The organism is Trichocoleus sp. AS-A1, from assembly GCF_039962015.1.
Taxonomy (GTDB): Bacteria; Cyanobacteriota; Cyanobacteriia; order Cyanobacteriales; family FACHB-T130; genus FACHB-T130.
Genome location: NZ_JAMPKG010000013.1, coordinates 5,001 through 25,364, shown reverse-complemented (window position 1 = coordinate 25,364; position 20,364 = coordinate 5,001). Strand labels below are relative to the sequence as shown.

Annotated in this window: 19 protein-coding genes and 2 rRNA genes (1 of these 21 cut by a window edge); 10 read left to right on the top strand and 11 right to left on the bottom strand. The window is 47.7% G+C overall.

Features of this window, described 5'->3' with window-relative positions; all coding sequences use genetic code 11:
- Positions 1–12 precede the first annotated feature (12 nt).
- Complete coding sequence (locus NC994_RS12055; RefSeq protein ID WP_190433299.1) at positions 13–1,200, top strand: serine/threonine-protein kinase; 1,188 nt, start codon at positions 13–15, stop codon at positions 1,198–1,200.
- Between the two features lie 22 nt (positions 1,201–1,222).
- Here NC994_RS12055 and NC994_RS12050 read toward each other — a convergent pair whose 3' ends face one another.
- Entirely contained in the window at positions 1,223–3,415 is a 2,193-nt protein-coding gene (locus NC994_RS12050; protein ID WP_190433297.1) for a recombinase family protein, read from the bottom strand.
- A 44-nt stretch (positions 3,416–3,459) separates the two neighbouring features.
- On the opposite strand from NC994_RS12050, the gene NC994_RS12045 reads away from it, so the two are divergent.
- Positions 3,460–4,836, top strand: a complete 1,377-nt coding sequence (locus NC994_RS12045) for a proton extrusion protein PcxA (protein WP_190433295.1) — start codon at positions 3,460–3,462, stop codon at positions 4,834–4,836.
- A 57-nt stretch (positions 4,837–4,893) separates the two neighbouring features.
- Here NC994_RS12045 and hpsU read toward each other — a convergent pair whose 3' ends face one another.
- From hpsU to NC994_RS12025, 4 genes are all read right to left on the bottom strand, one after another.
- Complete coding sequence (gene hpsU / locus NC994_RS12040) at positions 4,894–5,487, bottom strand: hormogonium polysaccharide biosynthesis acetyltransferase HpsU (protein WP_347276568.1); 594 nt, start codon at positions 5,485–5,487, stop codon at positions 4,894–4,896.
- 1 nt (position 5,488) lies between these two features.
- Positions 5,489–6,442 (bottom strand): glycosyltransferase family 2 protein, encoded by a 954-nt coding sequence (locus NC994_RS12035; protein ID WP_190433293.1) that lies wholly within the window; start codon positions 6,440–6,442, stop codon positions 5,489–5,491.
- A 51-nt stretch (positions 6,443–6,493) separates the two neighbouring features.
- On the bottom strand, positions 6,494–7,456 hold the full coding sequence (locus tag NC994_RS12030; RefSeq protein ID WP_190430416.1) for a glycosyltransferase family 2 protein: 963 nt from the start codon (positions 7,454–7,456) through the stop codon (positions 6,494–6,496).
- 93 nt (positions 7,457–7,549) lie between these two features.
- Complete coding sequence (locus tag NC994_RS12025) at positions 7,550–8,287, bottom strand: hypothetical protein (protein ID WP_190430415.1); 738 nt, start codon at positions 8,285–8,287, stop codon at positions 7,550–7,552.
- A 319-nt stretch (positions 8,288–8,606) separates the two neighbouring features.
- Between NC994_RS12025 and cobU the strand changes: the two genes are divergently transcribed.
- The gene (gene cobU / locus NC994_RS12020; protein ID WP_190433291.1) at positions 8,607–9,161 is read left to right on the top strand and encodes a bifunctional adenosylcobinamide kinase/adenosylcobinamide-phosphate guanylyltransferase; all 555 of its coding nucleotides are present in this window, start codon (positions 8,607–8,609) and stop codon (positions 9,159–9,161) included.
- A 113-nt stretch (positions 9,162–9,274) separates the two neighbouring features.
- A complete protein-coding gene (locus tag NC994_RS12015; RefSeq protein WP_190430414.1) occupies positions 9,275–9,697 on the top strand; it encodes a hypothetical protein in 423 nt (140 codons plus the stop codon).
- 24 nt (positions 9,698–9,721) lie between these two features.
- Here NC994_RS12015 and NC994_RS12010 read toward each other — a convergent pair whose 3' ends face one another.
- The gene (locus NC994_RS12010; RefSeq protein WP_190414364.1) at positions 9,722–10,687 is read right to left on the bottom strand and encodes a ribonuclease Z; all 966 of its coding nucleotides are present in this window, start codon (positions 10,685–10,687) and stop codon (positions 9,722–9,724) included.
- A 471-nt stretch (positions 10,688–11,158) separates the two neighbouring features.
- Here NC994_RS12010 and NC994_RS12005 point away from each other — a divergent pair, with 471 nt between their 5' ends.
- Both NC994_RS12005 and NC994_RS12000 read left to right on the top strand, forming a co-directional pair.
- On the top strand, positions 11,159–12,304 hold the full coding sequence (locus tag NC994_RS12005) for a SpoIID/LytB domain-containing protein (protein WP_190433435.1): 1,146 nt from the start codon (positions 11,159–11,161) through the stop codon (positions 12,302–12,304).
- Positions 12,305–12,434: 130 nt separating this feature from the next.
- Positions 12,435–12,659 carry a hypothetical protein gene (locus tag NC994_RS12000; protein ID WP_190430413.1) on the top strand — a complete coding sequence of 75 codons (225 nt, stop codon included), beginning with the start codon at positions 12,435–12,437 and terminating at the stop codon, positions 12,657–12,659.
- On the opposite strand, the gene NC994_RS11995 is transcribed toward NC994_RS12000, so the two are convergent.
- Positions 12,654–13,979 carry a hypothetical protein gene (locus NC994_RS11995; protein ID WP_190433289.1) on the bottom strand — a complete coding sequence of 442 codons (1,326 nt, stop codon included), beginning with the start codon at positions 13,977–13,979 and terminating at the stop codon, positions 12,654–12,656. The two genes, NC994_RS12000 and NC994_RS11995, sit on opposite strands and share 6 nt — an antisense overlap.
- Before the next feature lie 68 nt (positions 13,980–14,047).
- On the opposite strand from NC994_RS11995, the gene NC994_RS11990 reads away from it, so the two are divergent.
- The 4 genes from NC994_RS11990 (at position 14,048) to NC994_RS11975 (ending at position 17,019) form a co-directional block, all read left to right on the top strand.
- A complete protein-coding gene (locus tag NC994_RS11990) occupies positions 14,048–14,695 on the top strand; it encodes a pentapeptide repeat-containing protein (protein WP_190433286.1) in 648 nt (215 codons plus the stop codon).
- Between the two features lie 318 nt (positions 14,696–15,013).
- Complete coding sequence (locus NC994_RS11985; RefSeq protein ID WP_190430410.1) at positions 15,014–15,535, top strand: photosystem I assembly protein Ycf3; 522 nt, start codon at positions 15,014–15,016, stop codon at positions 15,533–15,535.
- 90 nt (positions 15,536–15,625) lie between these two features.
- Positions 15,626–15,916, top strand: coding sequence for an Asp-tRNA(Asn)/Glu-tRNA(Gln) amidotransferase subunit GatC (gene gatC, locus NC994_RS11980; RefSeq protein WP_190414356.1), 291 nt, complete (start codon positions 15,626–15,628; stop codon positions 15,914–15,916).
- Positions 15,917–16,029: 113 nt separating this feature from the next.
- Positions 16,030–17,019 carry a glutathione S-transferase family protein gene (locus NC994_RS11975; RefSeq protein WP_190433284.1) on the top strand — a complete coding sequence of 330 codons (990 nt, stop codon included), beginning with the start codon at positions 16,030–16,032 and terminating at the stop codon, positions 17,017–17,019.
- 94 nt (positions 17,020–17,113) lie between these two features.
- Here NC994_RS11975 and aroA read toward each other — a convergent pair whose 3' ends face one another.
- The 4 genes from aroA to NC994_RS11955 form a co-directional block, all read right to left on the bottom strand.
- On the bottom strand, positions 17,114–18,460 hold the full coding sequence (gene aroA / locus NC994_RS11970) for a 3-phosphoshikimate 1-carboxyvinyltransferase (RefSeq protein WP_190433282.1): 1,347 nt from the start codon (positions 18,458–18,460) through the stop codon (positions 17,114–17,116).
- A gap of 202 nt (positions 18,461–18,662) precedes the next feature.
- Positions 18,663–20,000, bottom strand: coding sequence for a hypothetical protein (locus NC994_RS11965; protein ID WP_190433280.1), 1,338 nt, complete (start codon positions 19,998–20,000; stop codon positions 18,663–18,665).
- A gap of 133 nt (positions 20,001–20,133) precedes the next feature.
- Positions 20,134–20,251 (bottom strand): 5S ribosomal RNA (gene rrf / locus NC994_RS11960).
- Between the two features lie 60 nt (positions 20,252–20,311).
- Positions 20,312–20,364: ribosomal RNA gene (locus NC994_RS11955) — 23S ribosomal RNA — on the bottom strand (it continues 2,835 nt past the right edge of the window).

Here is a 20,364-nt window from a genome sequence, read left to right as displayed (position 1 = left end):
AAATAACGAATAATGCTGCAAGCCGAACAGATATTACAGGGGCGTTATCAACTCAAACAAAGATTGGGACAAAATGCGGGACGACAAACTTGGTTAGCGACGGATATTGAAACTGAAGAAAAAAATTTAGTCGTTGTCAAACTCCTCGCATTTGGCGGCGAGGTACAGTGGGACGATCTCAAACTGTTTGAGCGAGAAGCACAAATCCTTAAGCAGTTGAATCATCCCCGAATTCCTAAATATGGGGATGATTTTTGTATCGATGAGCGATCGCTCTGGTTCGGGTTAGTCCAAGAACACATCCCCGGTACCTCTCTGAAGGAATTACTCGTACAAGGGAAAAAGTTCACTGAAAAGGAAGTCCGTAAGATTGCCTCGGAAATTCTGAATATTCTGATTTATCTACACGAGCTGAGTCCCCCAGTCCTACACCGAGACATCAAACCGAGCAATTTAATTTGGGGTGATGACGACAAGGTATATTTGGTTGATTTTGGAGCGGTGCAAGATAAAGCCGCGAAAGAGGGAGCTACCTTTACCGTCGTCGGAACTTACGGCTATGCGCCGATGGAACAATTTGGCGGAAGGTCTGTTCCAGCTTCAGACTTGTATTCCCTGGGAGCCACTTTAATTCATTTGTTGACAGGTACGGCACCGGCAGATTTGCCTTCTCGGAACTTGCGGATTCAATTTTCTGAACAGGTGAGCATCAGTCCCCCATTCATTAGCTGGATTCAAAAGTTAACAGAACCAGCTCCAGAGGAACGGTTCGCGAGTGCAAAATCTGCCCTGAAAGCGCTTAAAGAAGGAACAAGAATTAAAACTTCAACGGGTATCCAACCTTCAAAGCAACCAACCCTGGTCAATAATTCTGGGCAAGGCGGTTTATTGGATGAGACAGTACCAGTACCTGATGAAATCAAAGGTTGGAATTGGGGCGCATTTCTGATGCCTTATCTATGGCCTTTGAGCAATCATGTTTGGATTGGACTTTTAGCCTGGATACCGAGCATCGGTTGGTTGATGGGGTTCGCCCTCGGTTCTAAGGGCAATGAATGGGCTTGGAAAAGTAAAAAATGGCGGAGTATTGAACAATTCAAAGCCCATCAAAGAGGCTGGGCGATCGCGGGATTATTTATCGGGATACCGATGGCTTGGGCATATATCTGGATACTCACCCTTTTTCTCCATGCCCTCTAAAAACCTCACCAAGATCGCGTTGTTAGCTGAGTGCATAATCAGGGTTCAAAGGAATTGAAGCATTGACTAAGGACAATAACGGGCCAGTTTGCTCCTGTCCATTCGTCGCCAAATCGCTATGGCACAGATAAATTCGCTCCCCCACTCGCCCCAGTAAATCCAGCAAAATCCGCCGCAGTCTTTGCTCATCTGCTTCTTGGGTATCTTCTTCGGTTAGCGCCTCTCCCGACCAATCCTTGAGAAACAAGGGGGCACCGTAGAGAGTGGCAGCACCGCCTTTTGACCAGAGGTGGGAACCGGCATCGAGCCAAAATTGCCAGCGGTGAAAGCGACGAGCTGCCCGATATTGGAAGATGGTTGCCAAAGTCACGGCGTGACGGTCAAGACCGAGGGGGCGCACGGGATAAGGGTTCGCGGTGACAGTACCGCGCCGCAACAAGCAGATAAACCGATCGATCGTGGTGTGATCTGGGGTTTCAATGCGATCGCTCTGCCGCAGCCGTCCATCGACTTCCCAGTAGTGTTGGGCGGTTTCCATCAGTTCGCGTAAGGCGGCTAGCTGGTCGTAGGGGAGATTGCTGCCTTTCCACAAAAACTGCTGAATTGCCCGGTCAAGCAAGGCGACGCAGTTGGGAATCAGACGCTGTTCCAGCTGACCTCGTTGCACTTCTAGCCACTGCAAAATCTCTTCATAAGCAGCACAGGCTGAGTGCCCTAGCCGATCCCAGCGGGGGAAATACGTCACCGGCAGCAACCGGGGTTGCTCTGGATCGGGGGAATAGCAGTAATCGGCTAATAAACCCGCCCTGACTGGGTCAATCTTGAAGGATGAAGGATGAACGATCGGGGATGAATGGGTGCTACCTCCTGACTCCGGACTCCTAAATCCGGACTCCTGACTCAGTACTACCAGCATTTCCGCCACGGCATCCCGGTCTACCAGTCGCCCCAAGCCTGGATAAACGAGCGCCAGCAGCGTCAGCAGCGCCCGGATCGTGGGGGAAGCATTCAGGGGGCGCTGTTCGCTCAAGGTTTGGACGGGGATATCCTGGCTGCTGAGGATTTCGATTAAGGTATAGCGGGCGATCGCATCCAAACCAGGGGCAATCACTGCCACGTCCTGAGGCTGCACCTGTCCGCTGTGTATCGCCTCTGCGATCGCTAAAGCGGTTTCTCGCAACAACTGAGCGCGGGATGTGGTTTGAATCAACTGTACCGACTCTGGTAAGGTCAACAGAAACATGGGGTCGCTCACCGCTTCCACCACCGGCTTTCCGTAAAGTGCCGCCACACTGCTCGGTTCCTGGCTCAAAGTTTCTACTTGACAGCGCCACTCCAGACTGGCTAGATAATTTGGATCGGCGTTCAAACCGAGTCGCACTGCCCCATCCGGATTATAGGTAAAGGCTCCGGCTGCTCCTTTATCTAAAAGGAAGTTGAATAGATCGCAGGCGATCGCTGGATAATCATCCACATTATCCGCCAGTACTCCCTGATACCGGCGAATCAAGTGCTGCTGATAAGCTTCGTCTGGCAGTAGATAACGCCAATAAAGTTCGCAAATAATCCCATAGGTCAGCAATCCCCGGTCTAAACACCATTGCCGCCAATCAATCAGCAATTTTCCGATTTTCTCCCAGTCCGGGCGCTCCACTACCGGATCGTCGTCCCTGGCAAACCCTTGTTGATCTGCAAAACCTTGTTCGAGAAGACTGGGAATTTCCTCAATAGGTCGTCCTGCGATCGCGCACAGCTGCAACAAGTCCAGAATGCGACGCACCGAACGAGACTCGCTCACCCCCAAAAACTGAAGGCTACCATTATCCAACTCCGGACGCCACAACCGGGTGGCTAACTCCTGCTCAGTTTCTGGGCGCAGTCTAACTGGAAATTGTGCCCTAAGATTCAACCGCTGAATCAATAAAGGCCAAAATAAGATCGCCTCATCCTGAAAGAAACCCAAAGGCGTTTTAGATTGAATCGGATACCGCCCCTGTGTTGCTGTAGCCAAGCGGTCAGCTAATTCGCTCCGATTATCATCATTAGCAGCAAAGACTAAAATTGTCGGTGCCTGCTCCCGCCTTCCCGCCTTCCGACGCCAACCTCGCGGTTGAGATCCCCGTTCAACCCACTGGCAAAACAGGTTTACAAGGCGAGTTGTCTTTCCACTGCGAGTCGGCCCGACGATCCAGATGGTCTGCGATTGCGTTAACATTGCTAAACGCTGAGTGATACTTGTGTAATCGTTCGGTTTCTATTATGAAACTATCTTTCTTGTCACAGCTCCAATCTTACTTAGGAACTGCCAACCAGTGGTTTTCAGACACCCCAGAGAGAGCCTTGGATCGGGCATATAAGGCAGCCTTAATGATTAAGGCTTTGGAAGATGAACATTTTGACGGTAAAAAAATCTCCCCAGATTGCCAAAAATACCGTGAAAATGCCATGTCTTATTTTGAAACAAAACTTAGAAATTACTTAAAAACTGCTAAATTTGGGCTGGCAGAGTTTCAGGCTAGCGCTTCAATAGTGACTCGTTCTAATCCAGATTTAACGAGAAAAACAAAACTGACCGGAGCGCCAAATTTTAGACGAGAAGATTTTGAAATTCAAGATAAACAAGCCATAACTTTAGAAAAGCTTAAATTTATTGATGATGTTTTATCTAAATACAAGCCCGAAAAGGCTCGTTCTTCATCAGCCTTAGTACCCGTAGCCCAATCTAAGTCTGTAGAAGCGAACTTGAGAAATGTTGACCGGAATGAAGCCAAAAATCTAGTCAATCAGCCACCTTTGTTTCCTACAGACCAACGAGTGGCTGAGGAGGCTGAAACAATGACTGATACAACCAGTTTTGTGCCTCGTTCAATCTTGAGTACCCTGGATCGACTTAAGAGAAATTTTGATCCCAACTCTGAAGAAGAAGTTGTTCAAAGTTTTCGCACTTCCCAAACGAAAACCATCATTTCTATTCGGTTTATTTTAGTTTTAATCTTAGTTCCTTTATTAACTCAACAAGTAAGTAAAACTTTCTTTGTCGGACCTCTTGTAGATCGCTTCCGGGAGCCAAACAGAACTGAAATTTTCCTGAATGTCGATCTAGAAGAAGAAGCTTTTCAGGAATTGCAAAGATTTGAAGAATTACTAAAATTCAAAAGCTTAATCGGTGTAGCTCCTCAATTATCTAAGGAGGAAATGGAAGAAGAAGTTAAAGAGAAGGCATTAAAAATTGGGGAAGAATATAGTTACAGAAGTGCCAACGCTATCAAAAATGTTTTTGCCGATCTAATTGCAGCGGGATCTCTTTACCTTTTGCTGCTTAATAGCCAAAGAGAAATTGCAGTTTTCAAAGCTTTTATAGATGACGTAGTTTATGGTCTCAGTGACAGTGCTAAAGCTTTTATTATTATCTTGTTCACTGACATATTTGTGGGATTTCACTCTCCTCACGGCTGGGAAGTAATTCTGGAAGGAACGGCAAGGCATTTAGGCTTACCCGAAAACAGAGATTTTAACTTTCTATTTATTGCTACCTTTCCCGTAATTTTGGACACGATATTTAAGTATTGGATTTTCCGCTACTTAAACCGAATCTCTCCGTCAGCCGTTGCTACTTATCGGAATATGAATGAATAATTAAAAATGCAAACTTAAAAATTAAAGAAAAGAGATTCTTTCCACCACTTTTAATTTCTAATTTTTAATTTCTCTAGGGTAGTGGGGACGGCAAGGACTGCCCCAGCAGACCTGCTGGGGTGGAATGTTACCGAAAACGCTGCTACGTGCCCCAATCACAGAGTTCGCTCCGATTTCAACCCCAGGCGCAATAAAGCAATCTGTGGCAATCCAGACGCCGTTGCCAATCGTGATACTGGCTGTCATCAGCTTGAAAGCTGGGTCTTGGATGTCATGACTGCCGGTACAGAGGTAGCTTTTTTGGGAAATGACGCAGTGCTGACCGATCTGAATGCGGTCAAGGCTGTATAAAACGACATCATCCCCAATCCAGCTATAATCTCCGATTTCGATTTTCCAGGGATAAGTAAAGCGGGCGGTTGGTCGGATGACTAAGCCGCTGCCGATTTTTGCCCCAAACAGACGCAAAAGCCAGCAGCGGATACCGCTAGAGGGATGGGGAGTTAAGGGAAAGGCGATCGCTTGTACCAACCACCACAGCAAGACAAACCAACCCGGTCGTCCTCTGTCAAACCAGGATTGGTCGTAACGGCGTAAATCAACAAGAGATTCCGACGCGATCTCTGGCGGTTGTTCGCCTGGTTCCAACACCCTACACGCTTCCTTTTAATGAATCTGGCTGGGGTACGGGCTGGGGAGGCGCGGAGGAGGAAGCCGCTACGTTCAACTGACCGCCAAACTTCATCAATTCATAAAGTTTGATGCCAATTTGATACTCGTATTGGCTCATCAGCCGTGCATAGATGTATCCAGCTTTCCCATCCAAAAAGCCTCGCTGAATAATGTAAATCAAAATAAACCGAATCAACGGTTTCAATGGGAGGCGCACCCAAACTTTTTTGAGATACCGCTTGCGCTGTACCGCATCCCCAAACAAGTTAGCGCCAATCGTGCCGCTTTCGTCTTTGCCGGTCAAGATATTTAAATAAACGCGGGCTTCCCAGTTCGAGTAGCGGTTATGTCGTTCCAGCCAGTGGAATACGTCCCGAAAGTCAATGTGCAGCATATCGTTTTTCAGATAGCCAGATTTGCCTTGCAAAATGACGTGTTCGTGAACTTCGTTGTCGCCTGTGTTGCGAATTTCTTCTGTCCCCAAGTTTTCGTAGCGACCTGTTTTGTGCTTAAACAAACGCAGGTTCCAGTCGGGATATCTCCCGCCATGTTGAATCCATTTGCCGAGGAAAAATACTTTGCGGTTCAGGTAGTAACCTTCGTATTCGGGATTCTGAATGGCAATTGCAATTTCATCCCAGAGTTCTGGGGTAATGCGCTCGTCACAATCAACAATTAGCACCCATTCGTTATTAAACGGCAGATTGTCTAAAGCCCAGTTTTTCTTTTTAGGCCAGCGACCGTTGAAGTGAAATTGAACAACTTTTGCGCCGTAACTTTCGGAAATTTCAATCGAGCGATCGCTACTTTGGGAATCTACGACAAACACTTCATCAGCCCTGGCTACACTCTCCAGGCAAGCCGCCAGATTTGCTTGTTCATTTTTAGCGGGAATCAGAACCGAAACAGGAAGTTTGGAGGGTGTGGAGGTCATGACCGTGAAGGATGAAAGAACAATTAGAAATTAGCAATTAAGAATTAAAAATTAAGAATTTTCTTTTTCAATTTTTAATTCCGGCTCTGGATTTTGCACTTTGAAAGGAGCAGATAACATCCCTTGAATTGCTGCACTCAAATAACCCACCTGACCGTAGGCATACACGAGATTGTCGAACCGTTGGGCAGCATCACCAAAATATTTAACAGATTTGTAGAGACCTCGCACGAGTCGTTCGCCTCCTAACAATAGCTGGCGCGGTCCTGCCTTACCGGCGATTTGTTCGCGGTAACATTCACTGATGCCCTGCCACCAGCCTCGGCTCAAAAACCAAGCTTGTTCAAGGCGTTCGGGAGATACATTATGGGCAACCAAGGCGTCAGGCAGATAGGCAACTTGCCAACCTAATTTGAGTGCCCGTTCTGTCATGTGTAATTCTTCATTTGATAACAAATTTTTTCCGACTCGACCCAGATTAACATCGAACCCCTCAATTTGCTCTAAAAAGGTACGTCTGAGCGAGTAATTCAAGCCTCTGGGGGTCATACCAGGTTGTTTGATATAGACGATGGAATCTCCTAAATCGTATGCTCCCAAGCACCCAGATAGTCCAGGGGAAAGCCACAGAGGAGGCGTGATGCCATCGGGCCAGATTAAGGTAACTTTGCCACCCGCGATCGCTAGTTTTTCATTGCTTTGATAAGCATCATAGAGTGCCGACAGCCAAGACGGGCTAGCAACGGCATCATCATCTAAATAGGCGAGAATTTCACTTTTGGCTTCCTTGGCACCCGTGTTGCGGGCGACAGATAGACCCATAACGCCTTCGTAGACGTATCTTACCCCTGGTCGTGCTTTGACGATTTCGGATGTGCGATCGCTGGAGGCATTATCCACTACCACGACTTCAAAATCCGGAAAATCTTGATTCAGCAAACTATCAATGGCAGCACCTAAATACTGCTCTCGATTGTGAGTACAGATAATCGCAGAAACTTTAGGCTCTGTCATAAATTTGGGATTGGGGACACCTTAATTAAAAGTGCAAAATTACAAATTAAAAATCGCAGAAATTACTGATTTTCAATTTTGAATTTTGCATTTTTAATTCTCACTTAGATGACTATGTAGAACAACGAGTGTTTCCGCTAGTTGACTGAGGCGGGTTTCCAGATCCTCTTTGCGATTCAGCAGCAGGCGCAGCTTTTGATAACGAGCGATCGCGACACTCACACTCGGAATCTGTTCGGGTGGACAGGGACGCGACCAAAATTGACCATTCTCATCCATTCCTACCAGGCGGTATCCAGCCCGTGGAGATTCACAAGTCACCTTTTCATCGGGTTGATTGCACAGTTCTTCTACATAGTCCATCAGCTGGTGTACGGACTTGGCATGACCCTTGTCTACCACCTGACGCAGCGCCTCAACGCCAACCTCTGGTTCGCGGGAATGAGACTCTAACCAACCATCAACAATTGGCCCTTCTAGATAAATATCTTGAATTTGGCGCAAGGTTTGATGAAGTTCCTTCTGCCAACCTCCAACAATCGCTTCAATTTCTTGCAACAGGGTCATCGCCAAGGCAGGATTTGCAGCGTTCCGATGGTTGGTGAAACTGGGAGCTTTTAATTTTGGCAGGACGGGTGTCTTGCCAGATTGCTTTTGGTCAGAGAAAGCCTGTACGGTCATTGAAATTGAGCGATTGGCATCTGATGATGCCTCTGAACCCCACCCCTTCGGATCGGGCTGATCTTCCCAAGGGGACGGATTTTCTATGACAGGACTTTGATCAGCCAATCGATCCAGTGTTGTCTCAATCCGTTTTAATTCTGGTTTCATAGTTATCTGACGCCACTCCTGCAAATCAAACCTGTTAACTAACTGCCGCTAGAATCTCTAAAAGGTTGGGATTGGTGCTTTTCCTGGTATTTTTACTTGCTTTGTGTTTCTATGCTTTGTGTTTCTATTTTATTTGTTTATTTGTCTGGTAGGATTAACGGTCTCAATGCACAAAATGAAAATTTATGGGAAGCCTGACCGCTAGAATAACCCGGACACTGTACAGGTGGGTAAGATACAAATCCTGCCACTGTTGAATTTAACTTTAATGCACAACTCGCCGGAAACGGGTAAAAAAGTTCTTTGCGATCGCATCTGAATGACTTCTGTTAAGCATTTAATCTTAGTGACTGGTCCAGCCCGTTCCGGGAAAAGTGAGTGGGCGGAGACTCTGGCAATGCGTTCGGGTAAGCCGGTTATCTATGTGGCAACGGCTCACGTTGACCCCAACGATCTAGAATGGCTGGCTCGAATTGAACAACATCAACAACGACGCCCTAGGGAATGGACAACGCTGCAAGTGCCGCTAACACTGGCGGCAACGATTCGGGCATCTCAGAATTCTAGTTGTCTCCTCGTTGATTCTTTGGGAACTTGGGTGGCGAATTTTTTAGACCAAGACGATGAATCGTGGGAAAGGACGTGCCAGGAGTTGCTGGAAAGTTTGCAAAGTAGCGTCAGTGATGCGATTTTGGTGGCAGAGGAAACGGGGTGGGGCGTTGTTCCCGCCTATCCCCTCGGTCGGATGTTCCGCGATCGCTTGGGAAGGCTGGTGCGTCGAGTGGGCGCGATCGCTAACCCAGTCTACTTAGTTACTGCCGGTCACGTTCTCAACCTGAGCCACCTGGGAACGCCGTTACCAAAATTATCATAGGCGCTAGCATAGAAAGACTTAAAGGCAAACTGGCAATTGCGAATGACTCATTGCTAATTGAGAAAAAGCGAGTTGTTCATTACCCTATACCTATTACCATTCACTCCTTTGCTATGGCATCTCAACACCAAGTCAAACAGTATCTTGCTTATTGGTTTCAGTTAGGCAAAAAAGTTTTGATTCGGAATGGTCAAGAAGCGCTGCTGCCGCAACCCGTGATTCGGGGCGATCGCTACTCGCAAGAATTTGAAAACTGCTGGCAGCAAATCCTCTCGCCAGAGTCGGGGGACTGCTACTTAGAGGGTACCGCAGAACCAATTGCCCAGTTGCTGACACCAGCATGGGATGTGTCACCCTGTTCTCGTTGCACCATGCCCGTCCCCGTCCGGACTGTGGGAATGCCGCCTTTAGCGTGTCCCTGTAACGATCTCAGCGGCTGGCCCAACACAGAAGTTCCGCTACCGCGATCGCCCATCAGCAGTCAAAACCGTCTCGTTGAAATACGCGACCGGCTGCGGAACGCCAGCGGTCTGTAAACAGTAACAATGCACAATTAAAAATTAAAAAAGAGAATTTTTAATTTTTAATTCCTCTTCCCGCCGCCGAGGCACCTCATAATTTAGAAAATCATAAGCCAATTCCGTACTCGGAAAAATGGCACGCGCTTCCGTAAGCAGGTCATCCAGCACAATGGCATTACCGGGGGCATAGCGGGGACTGAAATGAGTCATGATCAAGTGCTTAACACCAGCAGTATGAGCAACTTGAGCCGCCATCGTTGAAGTGGAGTGCAAGCGATCAAAAGCTAGCTGGGCGTCTTGGTGGGCAAAGGTCGCTTCGTGAATTAACACATCCGCATCCTGCGAAAGTTCTACCGCCTCGTCGCAATAAACTGTGTCGGTACAGTAAACAATTTTGCGACCGATTTCTGTCGGGCCACACAGATCTGCCCCATGAATTTGCCGCCCATCTAGCAGCGTCACAGTTTCGCCACGTTTGAGTTGTCCATAGACCCGACCCGGAGGAATTGACAGGGCTGCGGCTTTTTCCACGTCGAAGCGCCCCGGACGGTCTTTTTCAGTGACTCGGTAGCCAAAAGCAGTGACGCGATGCTTCAGGGGACCACAGGTGACGATAAATTCTTCATCTTCATACACCACTCCAGGCTGTACGATGTGAACCTGAACCGGGTAGGAAAAATGGGTTGAAGAGTATTGTCTGCAAGCACGCAGGTATTCATTGAGACCGGGGGGACCGTAGAGGTCAATGCGTTGAACATTGCCAGCCAAACCACAGGTTGCTAAAAGACCCATTAAGCCGAATATATGGTCTCCGTGCATATGGGTGATAAAAATACGGTTCAGTTGACCGATTTTCAGGTCACTCCGTAATAGCTGGTGTTGGGTACCTTCACCACAGTCAAACAGCCAGAGTTCTCCTCGTTGAGGTAGCCGTAAAGCCACGCTGGACACATTGCGCGATCGCGTCGGTACACCGGAGCTTGTCCCTAAAAAAGTAATTTGCATTTTGGCAAGAAAACGGTCACAAAGTCTAGGAATTGCCTTCCGTAACTATCCTGACACAGCATCTGGGGAACACGCAGTTCCTCTGAAGACTCAGGATAAAAGTTCACAAGGTTTATGAGTAGCACTCCGGCAGCAAACATGGTAAATATATCCACCATAAGAAAAGTCAGTGGGTTGTGCCAATTTATAAGCGGATCAGCTCTCAAGGGTCTTGAACTAAGGAACGTGGATTAAATAACTGACACTCATTCATCTTCATGTAAGGGCTTTTTCTGTGCCATACCCATACGCTTTTGAATTGGGACTTAATAAATCCACCTTCCTAAGAGAAGTTCAAGGACGGGATTCTTGCTCTCATGCTCAATTTAAGTGGAATTTAATAATGACTATCCCTAGCACTCTATTTGGCATCGTGTGAGGAGATTTTAATAGATGGTAACTAAACAGCTCCTAGGCAAACAGAAATCCTTCATGCTTCAGACTTCTTGCTTCATCTTAGGCTTCGGGAAGGCGTCCTCCGGGCGGCTACATCCTTCTAAATGGTGGCTGACTTTTTTGTTGTGGCTCATGCTGGTTGCTCCTACGAAAGCGATGGAACTGCGCGTAGCGATTCAAGAAGGCGTCAGCAAGATTACCGTGGGCAGTTCCACCAAAGCCGTAATCCGCGATAGTGCCGGTCGAGTAGTAGGGCAAATGGCGGCAATGGATGGCATGGAAGCCCGTCCTACAGGCGGTGGCGTGGCGCTGGGCGGAGAGCAAAGCACGCAACTGATAGTGGAACCGACGGCTGGCGGTTATGTTTGGATCGGCGATCGCTGGTATCGGGGACGCACTCGATTGGTTCGCACCGGCAAAGGACTCACCGCCGTCAACCAAGTGGATTTAGAACAATATCTTTACAGCGTCTTAGGCTCGGAAATGAGTGCTAATTGGCCTCTGGAAGCCTTGAAGGCGCAAGCTGTCGCCGCTCGTTCCTACGCCCTGTATAAGCGTCAAACTGCTGGCAATAGCGTTTTTGATGTCGGCGATACCCAGACTTGGCAAGTTTACAAAGGTCTGGAAACCGAAGCCGAGTCAACGCAAATGGCTGTGAATGCCACGGCTGGGCAAGTTTTAACCTACAACGGTCAAATTATTCTTGCTGTCTTCCACTCCGCTTCTGGAGGACACACGGAAAATGTGGAAAATGTTTGGTCGGAACCCTTGGCTTACCTGCGCGGCGTTCCAGACTACGACCAAGGGACACCGGGCTACCAGTGGCAGAAAAGCTTCTCCCGCAACGAACTTAGTCGGCTTCTGGGTGTAAGCAATGTTAAATCTTTGATACCCGAACGGACTACCCCCAGCGGACGGATTATGACGATGAAAGTGGTTGGGAGTGGTAGCACGCGGCGGATGACTGGAAGTCAGCTGCGTCAAGCACTGAAGCTTAGGAGTACGTTGTTCACGGTTAGCTCCACAGGAACGGGTTTTCAGCTCAACGGTCGTGGTTTCGGACACGGTCTTGGTTTAAGCCAGTGGGGGGCTTACAATTTAGCTCAGCAGGGGACAAACTACCAGCAAATTTTGGGGCATTATTACCAGCGCACCGCGATCGCTAGCATGAAAGTGCAGTAGAGGCGGGGCTGTTACCTCCCCAAAGTCGCGATGAGCGAAGCGGTAGCCACCAAGTGACATCGCTTCGCTCATCCCGGAGCGATCACTCCTTGCTTTTCAGCTGACTTAATTAAACGCCAGAAGGATTGCTGTGAAAAAGTGGGAGTACCTCTTTGTTCGGTTTGACTACTTTGCAGGCGATCTCCGACCCAAAAGTGTCAACGAAAAAGACTTTCGAGATAAACAAGACATCCCACCTCTCCATGAATTATCCAATCAACTCGGACAGGAAGGCTGGGAATTAGCGGGGGTGAATTCCCATCCGGGTTATGGATATGGCTTCTTGATTTTTAAACGCCCCAAGGAATCTTTATGAACCGCTCTGGTTGAGGCGACGCTGCCATTCTGCATCAATCTTATCGGCTTGCTCGATCTCCTGTTCTATAAGCTCGGTTTCGGTCGTGTAGGCTAAATCCTCGCGACCGATTACTGTTTTCGCAGCAAATTGTTGAGCATAAGCAATTTTTTTCTGCAAAGCAGAATTCGCTTGATTCAAGAAGATAGCGCGTTCTTGTCGTTGTTGATTCCGGGCTTCAACTCGCTGATTTCTCCACTGAATCCAGAAATAGCGAATTAAGGGAATTGACAGGAAAGCGATGCCGTAACTCAGCAAAATCCAGTAAATTGACTGCACGAAGGCGATAAGTCCGCCGGATTGCGCTAATTGAACCCCTATCTCTCCCCGTAACAGAGAATTGAGAACTAAAGCACCGATAATATTCACGGCACCTAATCCCGCAGAGAGCATAATTTGTCCGCTATCGGCTTGGCTAAAGCGCCAAGGACGCTCTCGGAGATATGCACCCACTGGCTGCGAATTTCGCTCTTGCGCTGTAGTTTGTAATTCAGGGAAGTGATAGACGATTTCCCCGTCTGGGCTGACTTCTGGTTGCCCATTAAAACGAGTGAGGACGGGCAGCATATAATCTTCGTATTCTTTGCCCCAGCCTTTGCCCATGTCATCGAGATAAGGGGCGATTTGTTCGGCTGTCACCGCACCCTGATTATTGCGAATGACAGTGGCAATTTCTTGCCAGCGGCGTTCTTCTAAATCGGCATTGGGATTCCCATCGCCAAACAGGAAGGAGAAGACGGCTTCTAGGAAGTTCATCTGTCTCTTGCCTTCGGGGGATGAGACACGACGCCGTTCGTAGCGATCGCTATAGTCTGGATAGAAAAACCACCAGATGTCAGGGCCAAACCAGAAGCGGGGCATAAAAACCATACCGCCGCCACCGTGATGACCGCCGCCGGAATCATCGCTGTCGCGGCTGCTATTGACGGCGATTAGAATAACTGCGATCGCGACAAAAATTAGGACAATGGAAGCAATCAGGATAATCCCGAAGGAAATCCGGATCAGGTAAAACAAAACTTTCCAAATTTTTTCCCACCATTCCTTCAGTCGCAACCGCAAGAACTTATTGCGGAGAACTGTCCGGAAATTCTTAGGGAAAAGGTAGACTATCTCGCCGGTTTCTGCTACCTGCAAGTGTCCACCGGCGTCGGATGCCAGAGCGAGTAATCCAGCCTGAGCCATGTTGACATTTAACCCAGCTTGGGTTGCCACATCGCCAACCGTGACACGGTAGCCCAGGTGTTCAACTGCTTGCATGAGGGTGGGATTGGGAGCCATGTGCTTTCCTCAAGGACGGAGGCTACTATCACCAGTATAAAATTTTGGCAAATTCCAGCAGGCAGATTATGAAACCCAGAACTTGCGCGATCGCTCTTAACCTATTCGCTCTTAGCGTATGCCACCCTAAACCGAAGCGCCGCTTGGCAACGCTAACGTGGCTGTTCGCTCTCCTATTCTCACTTTTGGGATTAACCACACCACTCAAAGCAGCCAATCTGGAACACGTTCAACATTTGCTAAAAACTAAACAATGTCCTCAGTGTGACTTGAGGGGTGCTGAGTTGAGAGATGCGGACTTAAGGGCGGCTGACTTGAGGCGTGCTGATCTCGCCGGTGCCAATCTCAGTGCTGCCGATTTAAGGGGTGCCAATTTAGGGGGGGCGAATCTAGGCGGTGCCAGCTTGATTAATAGCGACCTTAGCGGTGCCAACTTGAGCGGCGTTAATTTGAATTTAGCCGCGCTGATTAAAGCCAATCTCACAGGCGCTAACCTTGCCGGTTCTGAGTTGACGATGGCGAAGTTACCAGGCGCTGATCTCACAAAGGCTGATTTGCGGGAAACTAATCTGATTAGTGCTGACTTGAGCAATGCCATTCTCCGAGGAACGGACTTGCGGGGGGCAGATTTGCGAAATGCTGATTTTGAGAATGCGCTTCTCGAAGGCGTCCAGCTCAATAGTGCAATTCTCCCAGATGGCACTTTGCATTATTAACCCCAACCATAGTCAAGGGTGCATTAGCCTTACATCTGAGCGATCGCCAAGCTTTAATTCCGTATATATAAGCGCACAGATTTCCATTCTCTAAATATACACAAGGACTAGTATTTATTTTGTATAAAATAATACGCCCCCTAAAAAAACACTGAGAAACTCTGTTGATTGAGGAAAGAACAACAAATGCGCGATCGCATTTGTTAATCTCAATCCAGTTGACTCCCAGAGCGCGTTAAATTAGCTTAAAGAGCATCACTGAGCGATAAACTGACCAGTCTACACTCTCCTAATTAGCGCAGCATTACAGAGCCGGATATGCCAAGAACGCAAAAAAACGATAACTTCATTGACAAGAGCTTCACGGTAATGGCGGATATAATCCTGAAAATCCTGCCTGCCAACAAGAAAGCAAAAGAAGCCTTCATCTACTACCGCGATGGTATGTCAGCGCAGGCAGATGGTGAATACGCCGAAGCTCTAGACAATTACAGAGAAGCCCTAACGCTAGAGGAAGACACTTACGACCGCAGTTATATCCTCTACAATATGGGGCTGATATACGCCAGCAATGGTGACCACGAGCAGGCTTTGGAATACTACCACCAAGCGCTTGACTGTAATCCCCGCCTGCCTCAAGCGTTGAATAATATTGCCGTCATTTACCACTTCCAGGGTGAAAAGATCAAGGAAGATGGAGATCCCGAAGCTGCTGAAGCTTTGTTTGACAAAGCAGGAGAATATTGGAAACAAGCGATTAGTATGGCTCCGAATAACTACATCGAAGCCCAAAATTGGCTCAAAACGACTGGGCGCTCTACGATGGATATCTTCTTTTAGGTAACAGGGAATAGGTAATCAACACAAGAGAAAAAATTACCTACTACCTACTATCCAATGACCAATTACCAATAAGCCATTACCACTGTTATGATTGACCGCGAACAAGTTCGCAAAGTTGCCCATCTAGCTCGCCTAGAACTGACCCCCGAAGAAGAAGCCCAATTTACAACCCAACTAGGCAGTATTTTGGAGTATTTTGAACAATTAAGCGAACTTGATGTCAGTGATGTGCAACCCACAACAAGGGCAATTGATGTCAGCAATGTGACACGCCCTGATGAACTGCAACCCTTTCCCAACCGGGAAGCTATTCTCACAGGTGCCCCAGATCAAGAGGGTGACTTTTTCAAAGTGCCAAAAATCCTCAGCGCTGAGTAAGGTACTCGCCCTATTTTGCACCTAAGACCGATGAATTTTAGGTGAGAACCTGAGCCAATAAGTGTGGGGCAATCTTCCTGGGGTTGCCCTTCATACTCTCAAAGGAGAACGTTATGGGTTTAGGTCTTTTGATTGATGGAAAGTGGGTTAGCGAACGAGAACAAGAAGACTCCCAAGGAAAATTTATTCGCCCATCAACAACCTTCCGCAACAAAGTTACAGCTGATGGTTCTAGTGGCTTTAAGGCTGAACCGGGCCGCTATCATCTCTATATTTCCTGGGCTTGTCCTTGGGCGCAACGAACCGCAATTATGCGCCAATTGAAGGGATTAGAAGATGTTATCAGTCTCTCAGTTGTGGCACCCGAAATTGCTCAAAGTAGTTGGGAATTCTCAGAAGAACCAGGTTCTATCCCCGATACGGTAAATAAGACTCGCTATTTGTGGGAAGTTTATCTTAAAGCGGATTCTAATTATAATGGGCGGGTGACTGTCCCAGTTCTTTGGGATAAAGAAACTGCCACGATTGTGAATAATGAATCCCGCGAGATCATTCGGATGTTTGATACAGAATTCGATGATTTCGCCAAGTCTGAGATGAATTTTTATCCAACAGAATTGCAGGAGGCGGTTGATAAGACGATCGATGCAATTTACCAACCGATTAATAATGGCGTTTATCGAGCAGGATTTGCGACTAGCCAAGCCGCCTACGATGAAGCGGTGACGGAACTATTCGATGCTCTCGATCGTTGGGAAAAAGTGTTAGCGGAGCAACGCTATCTGTGTGGAGAAAGCCTCACCGAGGCAGATTGGTGTATGTTTACCACTCTCTTGCGCTTTGATGCCGTTTACTATGTCCACTTCAAGTGCAATTTACGCCGGATTGTAGATTACCCCAATCTTTGGAATTACCTGAAAGACCTCTACCAGGTGCCGGGGGTAAAGGAAACCTGCAACCTCGACCATATCAAACGCCATTACTATAAAAGCCACCCGAAAGTTAATCCCACCAGAATTGTTCCAAAAGGGCCGTTAATTGATTTTGAGGAACCTCATAACCGCGAACAATTATCGCCTAAAGCTAAGGCGACCGCTGTGTGATTCTTCATTTAAAAAGCAAAGTGGATACTACCCACCTTGCTTTTTTTTTAACTAGGGTGAAAACGCAAATGCTGTAAGCATCTGAGCTTAAATATCACTTGATAATCCCGATTAAGGATTGAAAGAAGTCAGGGTAAGAAATAGCCGCGGCTTCCGCACGCCCAATTGTGGTAGTGCCTTCTGCATTAAGGGCAGCAATTGCTAAACTCATGGCAATTCGATGGTCGGTATGACTATCAACATCAGTGCCGATGAGAGGAGTGCCCCCCGTAATTTCTAACCCATCGGGTCTTTCTGTAACCTTGGCACCCATGCGGTTGAGCTGAGATGCCATAACGGCAATGCGATCGCTTTCTTTGACCCGCAACTCTGCTGCATCTCGAATTACAGTAGTTCCTTGGGCAAACACTGCCGCTACAGCCAAAATCGGAATCTCATCTATCAGGCGAGGAATTAGATCGCCAGCAATTTCACATGCTTTAAGGGCACTGGAACGTACCCGCAAATCTGCTACTGGCTCACCCGCGACAATCCGCTGATTTTCCATCTGAATGTCAGCGCCCATCCTCTCCAGAGCTTCTAGAATGCCGGTGCGGGTGGGATTGACCCCTACATTTTCCACGCACAACTCCGAACCCGGTACAATCGCCCCAGCAACCAGCCAAAAGGCAGCTGAGCTGATATCCCCAGGCACAACCACCGGCTGCCCTTGCAGCTTGGCTGAGCCAGTAATGGTGACGCTATTGGTTTCTGGATCGATGCTGAGTTCTGCCCCGAAAGCTTTGAGCATCCGTTCGCTATGGTCGCGGGAGAGGGCGGGTTCGGTAACGGTAGTTTGTCCTTCCACCATCAATCCAGCTAGGAGGATACAAGATTTGACTTGTGCTGAAGCAATCGGAGAGTGATAGTGAATCGGTCGCAGTTTTTGTCCTTGAATTGCTAGAGGCGCTAAAGAGTCGTTCTGACGTCCCCAAATTTGAGCGCCCATCTCTTGTAACGGTTTAACAACGCGAGACATTGGGCGCGAGCGCAGCGAGCTATCCCCCGTCACAGCAAAAAAACGTCCCGGATGAGAGGCGAGAAGCCCCAGCATCAGCCGCAAGGTAGTACCTGAGTTACCGGCGTCCAAGACTGAGGTTGGTTCTTGTAGGCAGCCGAGTCCGATGCCCTGAATTCGCACCATTTCCGTATTCAGTTCCGAAATTTTGGCACCCATCGCCCGAAAACAGCTAGCAGTGCTGCGGGGATCTTCTCCCAAGAGGAGTCCCTGAATGGTGGTTTCTCCTTGGGCGATCGCTCCCAACATCAAAGCCCGGTGGGAGATAGATTTATCCCCTGGCACCCGAATGCGTCCCTGCAAGGATAGCCCTGCTGCGGGATTCTGAATAATTAAACGATCCTGATTTTCAGTATTTTCTAGCGTGACAACTGCGGCTGGCATGAAGAGGGACTGGGATGAAGTTGCAAATAGTGATTCTACCAATTGCTGACACTGACGATAGCACTGGAGTTATAGCAATTCTCGATTGGGTTGCGATACATCTGTAGGGGCATGGCAATCAAAAAGCCCCTACCAAACCTTAGAACCGCAATACATTCCATCCAACTGAGAAGTGCTACAGTAACCACTTCAGTCCCAATAGCTACTTTTGAAAGCCTATTCCTATCTTCTTTTTACTCTTGCCCTTAGATTTTGATTTATTAACCTCTGCCAGCGCTTCCTGAAATAAATCATGTAAATGCACTGGCACACTGGCAATCTCCGGTAAATCAGGCTCTAACGCCTTGTTATATTCTTGGAGTAAAGCGTCTAAATCGCGGTCAATTTTCAATTCTGGACGCTGTAACACTGTTTTCAACAGCTTTTCCATTTGGGCTGGATAAGTTTCGGCTAAGCGATGCCAAATGAAGGCATTAATCGTCGAGTCTTCTAGATACTGACGAACCAGCTTCTCAGTGTTTTCAATGTTGTTCTGCCAGTCTTCTGCTTCTAGCATTGCCTTGAACCGGCTGTATGTAGGCAGAAATATTTGACCCCAACGAGGATGGGTGAGGGCTGTTAGCTGTTCGGCTTTCTTGAGATTTGCAGGCAACTCAACTTTAGGTGTCACCATCTTAGTTGGGTTTTTGCTGTCAAACATCTGAGCGATCGCTTTTGAATCGGCACCTGATTCTTCTGCGGCTGCTTTCATTTCCTCTTCTGTAACCCCAGCTTCTGCGGCTATTTCGGAGAGCGATTTATTTTCATCAATGCCTGCCGCTGCTAAGCGTTTCTTAGTTAGTAATTCCTGAAATTCTTCTATCTTCTTATTCATCTGGTACCCAGGCATTACGACTTCGTCGCTACCAAAAAAGCCCAGAAAATCTTGGTGATATTGTTCTACTGATTGCCACGCCAGTTCTAGAAGTTCTGGGGCATCGCTATAAAGCGACTTGTTGTAATTTTCCTTAAAATTTCCGATTGCCACCGCCAGCTTGGGTTTTCCTAATCTCCCCATTGGGATACAAGGGCCAGAAAACATCCAGACGCTCTCGATTACAGGTGCAATGCGAGTGAGTAAAATTTCTCCCTCTTTAAACCGGCTCATCTCCTGCCACGTTAGAAGCGTGTTTGGCTTGACGATGTAGCGCTTAGCAGTCAGCCAGTTCATCAACTCAAAGCCATCTGGTAAGACTTGGAGCGTAGCAAACAAGCCAATGAAGCTACACCGCCAGCTACCGACTAAGTTGCGATCGTTTTCGGACAATTCTGGCTGGCTCTCCAGAAACAAATCCAAAACGTCTTTATCCCCATCCCCTACTTTTCCTTCAGTCAAGAAGGTATCAATAATTAGGTCTCTTTGTGCAATATCCTGACGCTCTCGGTGTGGCTGAGCAGCGGCATAAGCTTCTAGCGATTGCGCCAGCTCTCCTTCCGCCTCCAAGACAAACTCAATTAAAGCTTGTTTTAATTCATGCGATCGCTCTAATATGGCATCCACAGCTCAATCTCTCGTTCAACAATTCTAGGTTAAAGGTTATTCAAGAAATTAAGCAAAAGTATTTATCCCCCAATACAAAAAGCAAAAAAGCTCTCTTGCATCATTATTCGGCAAGAGAGCTTTTTGATAATCAACCTGGCACTGAGCTATTTTCCCAGGCAGTCACCCACCGAGTATCTTCGCCGCAGTTGCGTTTCACCTCCGAGTTCGGGATGGAGTCGGTGTGGTTCCACAACGCTAGTAGCACCAGGAAAGAATGTGAGGATGAACCCTCAATACTGCATAGTAACGTTAGTTTAGTTTTAGGAGTTGAGGTCAAGCCCTCGGTCTATTAGGACGCTTCGGCTGCATACATTGCTGCACT

Coding starts and splice junctions, on each gene's coding strand:
- NC994_RS12055 (WP_190433299.1), top strand. CDS start 13: ATGCTGCAAGCCGAACAGATATTACAGGGGCGTTATCAACTCAAACAA.
- NC994_RS12050 (WP_190433297.1), bottom strand. CDS start 3,415: ATGTTAACGCAATCGCAGACCATCTGGATCGTCGGGCCGACTCGCAGT.
- NC994_RS12045 (WP_190433295.1), top strand. CDS start 3,460: ATGAAACTATCTTTCTTGTCACAGCTCCAATCTTACTTAGGAACTGCC.
- NC994_RS12035 (WP_190433293.1), bottom strand. CDS start 6,442: ATGACCTCCACACCCTCCAAACTTCCTGTTTCGGTTCTGATTCCCGCT.
- NC994_RS12030 (WP_190430416.1), bottom strand. CDS start 7,456: ATGACAGAGCCTAAAGTTTCTGCGATTATCTGTACTCACAATCGAGAG.
- NC994_RS12025 (WP_190430415.1), bottom strand. CDS start 8,287: ATGAAACCAGAATTAAAACGGATTGAGACAACACTGGATCGATTGGCT.
- cobU (WP_190433291.1), top strand. CDS start 8,607: ATGACTTCTGTTAAGCATTTAATCTTAGTGACTGGTCCAGCCCGTTCC.
- NC994_RS12015 (WP_190430414.1), top strand. CDS start 9,275: ATGGCATCTCAACACCAAGTCAAACAGTATCTTGCTTATTGGTTTCAG.
- NC994_RS12010 (WP_190414364.1), bottom strand. CDS start 10,687: ATGCAAATTACTTTTTTAGGGACAAGCTCCGGTGTACCGACGCGATCG.
- NC994_RS12005 (WP_190433435.1), top strand. CDS start 11,159: ATGCTTCAGACTTCTTGCTTCATCTTAGGCTTCGGGAAGGCGTCCTCC.
- NC994_RS11995 (WP_190433289.1), bottom strand. CDS start 13,979: ATGGCTCCCAATCCCACCCTCATGCAAGCAGTTGAACACCTGGGCTAC.
- NC994_RS11990 (WP_190433286.1), top strand. CDS start 14,048: ATGAAACCCAGAACTTGCGCGATCGCTCTTAACCTATTCGCTCTTAGC.
- NC994_RS11985 (WP_190430410.1), top strand. CDS start 15,014: ATGCCAAGAACGCAAAAAAACGATAACTTCATTGACAAGAGCTTCACG.
- gatC (WP_190414356.1), top strand. CDS start 15,626: ATGATTGACCGCGAACAAGTTCGCAAAGTTGCCCATCTAGCTCGCCTA.
- NC994_RS11975 (WP_190433284.1), top strand. CDS start 16,030: ATGGGTTTAGGTCTTTTGATTGATGGAAAGTGGGTTAGCGAACGAGAA.
- aroA (WP_190433282.1), bottom strand. CDS start 18,460: ATGCCAGCCGCAGTTGTCACGCTAGAAAATACTGAAAATCAGGATCGT.